A 9,211-nucleotide genomic window follows, 5' to 3' on the forward strand; every position below is an offset into this window, starting at 1 on the left:
ACGGCTTTCGGGAATTCGGAATCGCGGCAGCGTAAATTGAGATGACGTGCCCAAACGGTAAGGCAAAGCATATCGATGCAATCCAAGTCGATATCCTTTGCTGGCAAAGCACTGCACTTCATGATCAATAGCTCTGCCTCGCCAGTCGCTCCCGGCAAAGCCGCTAACACAACGGGCAGCAACGCAATTTCAGAGGTTGGCACCGAATATTTGGAAGTCGGAATCGAATTATCCGACTTCTGAATCGATAATTCCGAGATCAGAATCACCGTGGTGCCGATCGGAATCGCGGATTGCGATCATGATGACACTCCAGGAGATCGCGTAACACTGGCCTTCCCCGACAGCAGATGCCTCACTTCATCGCCGGACAGCACACTGACTGTTTCCAATCTTGCCGCGACATCCTCAAGCGCATGCCGGTTCTCCTCGATGATGCTCCGAGCAATTTTCTCGGCCGCTTCGAGCCGCCGGTTGACGCGGTCGGCAAGTTGGCGATCAAGCGCCAGCTCGTTGGTTGTTGCCGATTTCGAGCGATAAAGCAGCGGTTGATGTTCGGAGAATCCGAGACTTGTCTCCGCGGCCAGAGCCATCGCCGTCGCGCGCGCCAGATCGCTTTCATCCGCACCACCAGCACCGGCCACCGCCTCCCCGATCAGCAGCAGCTCGGCGGCGCGACCGGCAAGGAGGCAGGCGATGCTGTGCATCAGCCACGTCTCCGTTTGCGCGAGCGAAGAATTCTTGATTGTCGCGACCATGCCGACACCGTGGTGTCCGATGCTCGCCGAATATACTTCGGCGATCCCAGTCACCGTATAAACCAACGCATGCCCCGCTTCATGGATAGCAGCCCTTCGTCGAAAGTCGGCTGAGAGCTCTGCCTGCCCTGTCCGCAGGGCAATCTCGAGATCGAACCAATTCATGGCACGGCCAGACCGTCGCGCCGTTCGCCTGACTTCGCGTACCAGCCGTTCGATATCGGCGCCTGTCTTTCCGAGCGCCAACAGCGCCAAGGGCCTAAGGACATCACTCGAAAGCAGACTTGAGATTGTCATGGCTTTGCTCCTTTTTCGCGGTCTCTCTTTCGTTTCTCGGAATTTCTTCGAAGCTGCTGCGGAACATGATCCCGCGCCTTTCGTGGCTTCAATCGCGGCAAGGATTGCATGGAGGGGGCGGACGACATGACCTCGGGCAGATCGGTCCCGAGATGATGCGCCATAATCTCGACCAGCGTGTCGATATCAGGCAGTGGAACCCGGACATGGGTTTCAAGCCGACCGGATCGAAGCAGAGCAGGATCGATCTTCTCCGGCAGGTTTGTCGCCGCGACGACCACGATGCCTTCCGTTTTCGAAGCGCCATCCAGCAGTTCGAGAAGCCGGTTGATCACCGAGACCCAATAATCGTCATAGCTTCTGCCACCCGAAGACTGACGCGACCCGATACCATCGATCTCGTCGATGAACAGGATCGCGGGCGCTCTGGCAGTGGCCAGTTCGAACGCGGTCGACATCCGCTTCAGAACATCGCCTAAATAACCCGGTTCAAGCCAATGTGCGACCGATGTCGCAAGCAGCGGAATCCGTAGGGTGTTGCACAACGCCCGCGCATAGGTCGTCTTTCCCGTCCCCGGTGGCCCGGACAGCAAAAGCTTCGTGCTCATTTCATCCCACGAAAGACCTCCATCCCGCCAGAGAGCGAGATCGGTCTTGAGGTCGAGAGCCCAATCTCGAGCAGCGCCGTATCCCGACAGGATTTCGATCGATGTTGTGCCAAGCCTGGAATTGACGCTCCTCGCATGCGCCGAAGGATCATTCGCATCACCAGCGACGACAGACGCGGGCTCGATCACCTCAATACCGACATCCTGCAGCTTCGCCTTTCGCTCGGTTTGCTTTGAAGAGCTTCCACTTCCTCCGGAGCCTCGCCTTCCATCGTTTTGACTTGCATGCCTGTGGTCTGCCTGGCCCGAAGCGAAACGATCAATCAGAATCGTCAGAACGGTCAGGACTTCCTTCGCCGACCTGCCTGGCCGCACTGCCAGCACCAGATCGTCAAGCGACATGCCTTCAGGGTCAAAGTGCAATTCGCCCATTGTCTTCAAAGTGTCTTCCGGTCGCACTCCGACACAGATATGCAGAAGATCGGCAATCATCGCGCGATCGAACCCGGTACATTCGAGAACCAGGTCAGCGGTTTCCGTCACGACCGGTGTCAACGCTGCCGACATCTCATCGGCAAGAACGATCGGGGCCGGCTCATCGGTCATCGCTCGGCGAAGCCGCCGGCGCACCGTGCCTTCGTCCGATTTCGCGACAGCTGACCCCGCCAAGGTTTTAAGCCTGCGTCGAGGGTCCGATGTCCGCGCTGAGGGAAACCGACCAGAAAGAGGCCCTTCGCTCATCACGTCTTGAAGCGTCACCCTGAATGGAAGCAACAGATCGTCCTCCAACATCATACCGAAGCCCGTCTCAAAACGTGGGACTGGCGCTTTGATGAGGACGAACGGTGTCGACCCTTGGAGCGCTTCCGTAAGTCTGGACTGCTTCGACAAGCTGGAACCGACAGCCCGCGCAACAAGAAGTGCAACGGCAACATGCATTGGTTTAGGCGCAGGGAGATGTTCCTTGAGCAGCTCGAAGACATATCTGTTGTCGCGACCTGGCCCCTCGCCTCGGCCTTGGTCATCATGCAAGCGTTTCTTGGCGTTCCGCGATTTATCGAGCTGCGGAACAGACCAGTCAAATACACCGCCGCGGCCAACCTTTGTTTTACGGCCAGCAGACGTCCCACGACCATCGTCGATCTGGAACCTGGCTCCTGAACCGATCATCCGCCGCACGATCTCACGATCGCGATTAAGGTCGCCGACGAGGAATTGCCTTGCCGTGTGCGGTGCGGACCAGACAGCCCCGCCCGCCGGATCGTCTCCGAGAAACCGGCTTTCGAGCAATCCAGCGACCGAAGCCTTTTCATAGAGATCGAGGACGGCACGGCGACGAAGCTTCGCGAGCATGTATCGGCGGATACGGTGTTCCAACACTTCCATCATGCTCTCTCCTCCGAAGTCGAGAAGCGAGGATTACCGTTGAGCCAATCCCGGATCACCATGCACGTCGGATCGCCGATGTCGCACAATTCGAGCAACCATGCCCGCAACTGCGCCGGCAGACTATCGAGCCCGGTACCTTTTCGCCGGGCAAAGCCGATCGCCGGCCGAATGATCGATACGATATAGTCGGCTCGCTCGTCCGCGCTGAGCTTGCGCAGCTCTCCGATGCAAATGGATTTCCGTGCCGAGGGTCGCATTACGATTGACAGGTTCATCGGCGAAGGAAAGGCAATGATGTTGGAATTCGATAGCGTCATGGCAGACGTCTCCCGTTGGCCCGGCTGATGACAGCGGGCTTGAAGCTTCATAGGGAACGATGAGAAAGGGGGCGGTCAGGCCCCAGCCATTCGTGGTGTCCGCGCAAACCCGATCGATACCGGCACTCTATCCGTAGGTGACTGTTCTTCGGATTTCTGCGAAGGTGGCCTAAAGCCAGTTTCAGGCTCAGCGATCCGAGAGGAGCAAGCATTGTCGGCATGAGGACCATGACCGCGCAGCGCAACCGACCAGTTCGCCTCAACCTCTGCCTGGAACCGTTTCCGCAAATGCTCCATAAGTCGGCCGGCGCCCGTGATTTCGACGAGATGATCGAGGTGTGTCAGCGGCCAGACCCCGCCACCGATATCGGTACGCTGGTTTTCGGCATTCAGGATGACAACACGGACTTCCTCAACATGCAGTCGCCGATGTTCCTTGAACAGCAAGTCGGGAACAACCAGAGCTGCCGCCAACATTCGCTGCTTCAGCTCCGTGATGCGTGAGACTTCGTAGGACCCGAGGCTTCGCTTGACGTCAACCAGATGCGCGACCTTCGTCACCTTGTTGAGAATGAGCAAGTCGGGCGTGTAACTCTTTCGTCCACCGTGGTCGGCATCAAGGCTCAGCGACTTCACCAAAGCCGGATCATTCATCGCGACCAACTCCGAAGCGGCCTTCGTGACGGGCAGTCGCAAATTGTCGGTCAGAATCACAAGATCGGGATTGCGCCTGGCGACGAAGCCAATACCACGTTCGAGCAGCCGTCCCTCGGCAACAGGCACGGCGCGCAGCAAGGCTGCGAGATCATTGATACCCGTCGCAAGGGCCTGACGAAGCAGATCGACCGACAACGCGGACGACACAACCTCCGTGACAAGTGCGTCGACCTGAGTGCTCATCTCCGCGAGATCGAGCAATTCGATATAGCTGGCAGTGCCGAGAGCGGCATCATTGTTGATTGGCATTATTCTCTCCCGTTGTTGGGACAGGATCGCAGCGGCTGGCACCATACAGGCGGACGCGGGTCCGCGAATGCGGAAATGATTTCCGCATTGATGCCTGGACGGCGATCCTGAAGACTGATCAGCGCGCGACGGATCGCGGCAATGAGCGGGTTTCAACAGGAGAGCGAGGGGGAGATGCTTCCGGTCGGGAAGCGAAGCGGTTAAGGATCGACATAGCCGGTGGCCTTTCGAGAGAAGGTTTCTGGTCAGGCTCTCGTTCGGTGTTGGCGCACCGGGGAGAGCCGCTAAGTGACTGCAGAACCAGGTGTTTCTGCTGACACTCTCGACATAGCCCGGTGTCAGATGTCCGGCAAGCCGGTTAGAACGCATCCGGAACAGAGAGCTCCGGCATGGTTAACAAGCGACGCGGATGCCCCGAACGCAAAAAGCCCCGCTCGACGGCGGGGCTCTTGGAATGGGCAGCAGATGGGATCAGGCCACACGGGCCAACTCGCCTTGTGCTGTTGCTTTATCCTCAACTGCGGCGATGCGAGCTTCCAGGACTAGCGGCTCACCATGAACGACGAAACGAAGCAGCGGGACGACCTCGTCCTGAAGCCACGGCACGAGCGCAGTGCTGTAGTCGGGCCAATCCTCACCACCCATGGCATGAAGCAGAGCCTGAACTTTTCGCCAGGATGTGTCAGCCGGCAGCTTGGCTGCACGCCAGTTCAAATGTGCGCTGATGCCTGGCTGTAGAGGTGAGGCGATGCTGTTGAGAAGATCGTGCGCATGGCGGCAATCGTACGTCACGGCATCCTGGAGATCACCTTTCTTGACCCTTCTCTTCTTTGCCAGAGGCTCGAGCGCGACCTCGACGGCCTTGAGCACGGAGGTAGCGAGGCCATGGAACGCGGCGACATCCTGATCCGTCTTCAGCTGAGCAGCCTTGCGGAGACCCGTAATGCCCCCGACTTCAAGAGGCGAAACCGCATCCTTCTCCTTTGGCACCCCGAGAGCTGCCTTCACGTCCTTGACGCGAATTCGCTCGCCGGCATCAATCCTGGCCACCACCGCCGCTATCTCGGCAGGCTCGCCCTTGGCGAGTTCGAACATTACGGTCGGCATGACCGCGTGGGCGAGCAATGGCTCGCGGTAATCCTGCAGACGCTCGTGAACAGCAATGTAATTCCAGGCCGATCGAACCGTATAATCGGTAAACTGTTTGAGCCACTGCCCAAACTTCTTCTCCGGGACCAGTGCCTTCGCCTCGGCAAAGGTTTCTCCAAGTTCAAATGCGTGCATGTTGGACCGCTGGGTCAATGCGACAAGTTTCTCCCTCATACGCCGCAGCGCATCGTCGGCTGCCTGAATTGCTTGCGAGCTAACTGGCACAATGGCCGTAGCAGCGGAAGCGCCAAGGGACTTCTTATGGTTGTGTCCACTCAATGCGATTACTGTGTTCATGTGTTTCCTTTCGTGTGATGCAGCACCGATGCCGTACATCAATGATCACCCGAGGATTGGCCCCTGTCAAACCACGGCCGATTGTCAACACTCTCATTTAAAATTGCTTTTATTGATTTCATTGAGATTTTTGAGGAAGTAAAACTGGTTCAAAAGGCCCACTCTGCGACATTCTGCCGCAGTCAATCACCAAGCCTAAAATCAAGTCCGGATTCCCGTATTGATTGTACTTTATTTCAGATAAAGGACCCGATACCGCAATTCCTTCTAGTTTGATTGGCTTGTTGCCTCCGCTGCTCACCGGCCGCCGGCATGCAACGATATCGCGGCCTGCATTCAGCCTTTTCACTGCCTCGCCCCCATAAACCCTTCATTAACGTTTTCGACAGATCGATCTGTCGCCCCGCTTAACACCCAGTTGCGTTCGGCTCGTTCGTAAGTATGTATCGCTCCACGACGAGCTGTCCCGGCGCATGTGAGAGTGTCATGGGAATACCGGTCGTCGTCTAAGCAGCCAGCGGCGGACAAACCGGCTCTCACGGTCCCGCCATCGTTTTCAAAGTCATGAATGAACGAAACGATGCGCGGAGCTGAAGGAGAACCCATGTCCGCTAACTCATCTACCTTGGCCCTGCCCAGCACCGACGATGACATCGAGCCAATCCTGAAGATGCTCGACATCTTCAATGAAGGCGAACAACGCTTCAACGCCAATGCGGCGCTCCTGAAGTATGGGAAGCGGTTTGCCCATGTCGATCGCTATCCCGCAAGACTGCGGAAAGGTCCAAGTGGCCAATGCTTCAAGAATTGCACGAGCGCCTTGATGCAGTTCGTCGGTGCCGACAACCCGCCCTTCCTCTATGCCGAAGGTTATGCACTGGATGCAGAATTCGGCCTCGCCTACGAACATGCATGGCTTGTTAATACAGCAGGCAGAGCAATCGACCTGACCTGGCAGGAGACTGATGGCGCCGTCTATTACGGCATTACCTTCAAACTCGATGCACTGCTGGCGGCAATGCGTTTCACTGAAGTTTACGGCCTCCTCTTCAATCCGAGACTTCAAGCCCGCCTGTTCTCGGAACCCGCCGCGTTCGCGAAGATGCTCAGCCGACCAGGCCTTCCCGGTCTCCCGTCCAGAGCGATCACGTAAAGTCGATCGCCTCTGTTTCCACCGCCGGCAATCTAAATTGCCGGTCGGGTTGGAATGCCGGTTTTTCTCACTAAGTGAGCCTATCGCATTTTTTCTAAGGCTGCCTGATGTCCAAGAACGTTATCATCTACGCCCGCTACTCGACCGACCGTCAGGACGAGCAATCCATCGAAACGCAAGTAGCTCTGGCAAACGAGTTTGCGCATGGGCGTGGATGGGCGGTTGAAGAGGTGTTTGATGACCGCGCTATCAGCGGCACAAAGCTTAAATCCCGCCCGGGTATTCAGGCCGTTCTACGCCGGATCAAGCGTGGTGGCCTGGACATTCTGCTTTGCATGTCTGTCGACCGCATCTCGCGCGATATGGAGCACAGCTCCGCAATTCTGAAACAGCTTCGGCATCATGGCGTAGAGCTCTGGACTGTTCAGAACGCCGCACCAGTCAATGATATGGAGTTGGGCCTTCGCTCGATCATCAGCCACGACATGATCGAACAGACCCGTTACAAAACCCGCGAAGGTATGAAGACCGCTGTTCGAAAGGGAAAGGCAGCGGGCGGGATCGCATACGGATACCGTGTGAAGCTTGAACACGATGACAAATTCAACCGCATTGCCGGACTACGGGAGATCGACGAAGAAGAGGCCGAGATCGTCCGTTGGATTTTTGAACAGTACGCGCTGGGTCGTACGCCGCAGGACATGGCGATCGAACTGAATGCCCGTGATCCCTTCGTTCCCGGCCCACGCGGTGCGCTGTGGCGCGATACCGCCATTCGCGGACACCGCAACCGTGGCAGTGGCATTCTCAACAACGAGACCTATGTCGGCCGCATCGTTTTCAATCGACGTAATTTTCGAAAGAACCCCGAGACAGAACAACGTGAAGCTCGTCTGAACGATCAAAGCGAGTGGGTGGTCTCCGAAGTACCAGAGTTGCGTATCGTCGATGACGAGCTATGGGCCAAGGTGAAGAAGCGACAACTCGAGGTCGGCGCGAGCTTTGTCCACACGGCGACAAATCGGCTCAATCGCTCTCACCGGCCAAAGTATCTGTTCAGCGGCTTGCTCGAATGTGGAATTTGCGGTGGCCCATACTCGGTTATCGCAAACGCCCGGTTCGGCTGCAAGAACAGGAGCAAGCACCTGCCCATCGAACATCTCGGTCGAGAGGTCTGCCCGAATTCACGGACGATCAGCAGAGCCGAACTCGAGCGTCGCGTCCTTGACGCAATCCCGGCCCGCCTTCTCTCCGTCGAAAGCACCGCGTCGATCCAGGATGAGATCAACAAGCAGCTGCAGGCGGCGGGCAAGGCCAGTCAACGTCAAAAGGAAAAGTTGGAAGCGGACCTGCGCGACGTTACCAAACGGCAGGATGTCGTGGCAGCGCAGGTGATGGAGCGTGTCATCAACGGTCAGCCGCAAATCGAGGCATTCAACAAAATGCTCGATGAATTGCAGAAACAGCGAGATACAATCCAGGCTGATCTTTCCAGATCAAAAGGCAAGCGCCGCGGTGCGCCCAAGACCTTTATTATCAATCCATCCATGTACGCGGCCGCGATCGCCGCAATGACCACCGTTGCGCGCTCAGGCAACACCGAGGACGATGCCGTCGCGCAACATTTCAACTTCATCCGCGAATTGCTACAGAAGGTCGTCATCGTGCCGTCCGCCGACGGCAAAGCTGCCGAGCTGACGATCATTGGCCGACTGGCATCAATCCTGGCATCGATGCAGGCATTTCAGGAATACAGCGCAGGCATCCGCCAGAAGAACCACGACGAGTTCGTAAGTCGGGTCAAGTCCGGCAGTTTCACTAACCTACAGGAAAAATTGGACTTTCACGCGCGCTGCAAGGCGGTTCTTGCCGAGGCGGAGGCTGAGTGGAAGATGTTACAAGTCTCAGTGGTTGCGGGGGCAGGATTTGAACCTGCGGCCTTCAGGTTATGAGCCTGACGAGCTACCGGGCTGCTCCACCCCGCGCCAAGCGTAAATCCCTTTGGGATTTATCGCGATTACGCCAACGATTAATCGTTGGCGGACTGTGCCGGAGCAAAACCGTTATGTTTTGTCTCCTGTAAGGGGCGCACCGGCTTGCGCCTGTGAGCGATCCTTCATTGGTTTTGTCCTGCAAAGACCTTTAAACGAAAAGGGCCGCTTAGGCGGCCCAATTGGATGTTCGGCTTGGGCCGAGGAGTGTCGAGAAGATTGATTGTTACATTGCCTTTAGAAGACCTGGCAGCGACCTACTCTCCCACGTCTTGAGACGGAGTAC

7 protein-coding genes, 1 tRNA gene and 1 pseudogene are annotated in these 9,211 nt (G+C 57.1%); 2 read left to right on the forward strand and 7 right to left on the reverse strand.

Translation table 11 applies throughout. The features are described from left to right. Nucleotides 1–299 precede the first annotated feature (299 nt). The 5 genes from ACI3K0_RS28515 to ACI3K0_RS28535 form a co-directional block, all read right to left on the reverse strand. A complete protein-coding gene (locus ACI3K0_RS28515; protein WP_404946798.1) occupies nt 300–1,055 on the reverse strand; it encodes an ATP-dependent Zn protease in 756 nt (251 codons plus the stop codon). Continuing rightward, nucleotides 1,052–3,052, reverse strand: coding sequence for an ATP-binding protein (locus ACI3K0_RS28520; RefSeq protein WP_404946799.1), 2,001 nt, complete (start codon nt 3,050–3,052; stop codon nt 1,052–1,054). Before ACI3K0_RS28520 ends, ACI3K0_RS28515 begins: the two co-directional genes overlap by 4 nt. Beyond that, nucleotides 3,049–3,369 (reverse strand): hypothetical protein, encoded by a 321-nt coding sequence (locus tag ACI3K0_RS28525; protein WP_404946800.1) that lies wholly within the window; start codon nt 3,367–3,369, stop codon nt 3,049–3,051. Before ACI3K0_RS28525 ends, ACI3K0_RS28520 begins: the two co-directional genes overlap by 4 nt. 75 nt (nt 3,370–3,444) lie before the next feature. Further along, nucleotides 3,445–4,335, reverse strand: coding sequence for a hypothetical protein (locus tag ACI3K0_RS28530; RefSeq protein ID WP_404946801.1), 891 nt, complete (start codon nt 4,333–4,335; stop codon nt 3,445–3,447). Nucleotides 4,336–4,806: 471 nt separating this feature from the next. Beyond that, nucleotides 4,807–5,820: a hypothetical protein gene (locus ACI3K0_RS28535; protein WP_404946802.1), complete on the reverse strand. Its 1,014-nt coding sequence runs from the start codon at nt 5,818–5,820 to the stop codon at nt 4,807–4,809. A 529-nt stretch (nt 5,821–6,349) separates the two neighbouring features. Here ACI3K0_RS28535 and ACI3K0_RS28540 point away from each other — a divergent pair. Beyond that, on the forward strand, nt 6,350–6,934 hold the full coding sequence (locus ACI3K0_RS28540; protein ID WP_404946803.1) for a hypothetical protein: 585 nt from the start codon (nt 6,350–6,352) through the stop codon (nt 6,932–6,934). Nucleotides 6,935–7,041: 107 nt separating this feature from the next. Continuing rightward, nucleotides 7,042–8,109, forward strand: a pseudogene (locus ACI3K0_RS28545) (recombinase family protein); the annotation flags it as partial. A 9-nt stretch (nt 8,110–8,118) separates the two neighbouring features. On the opposite strand, the gene ACI3K0_RS28550 reads toward ACI3K0_RS28545, so the two are convergent. Continuing rightward, the gene (locus ACI3K0_RS28550) at nt 8,119–8,358 is read right to left on the reverse strand and encodes a hypothetical protein (RefSeq protein WP_404946804.1); all 240 of its coding nucleotides are present in this window, start codon (nt 8,356–8,358) and stop codon (nt 8,119–8,121) included. 484 nt (nt 8,359–8,842) lie between these two features. After that, nucleotides 8,843–8,919, reverse strand: a tRNA-Met gene (locus ACI3K0_RS28555). Nucleotides 8,920–9,211: the final 292 nt, after the last annotated feature.

Source organism: Rhizobium sp. ZW T2_16 (genome assembly GCF_044987325.1).
Classification (GTDB): Bacteria; Pseudomonadota; Alphaproteobacteria; order Rhizobiales; family Rhizobiaceae; genus Neorhizobium; species Neorhizobium cellulosilyticum.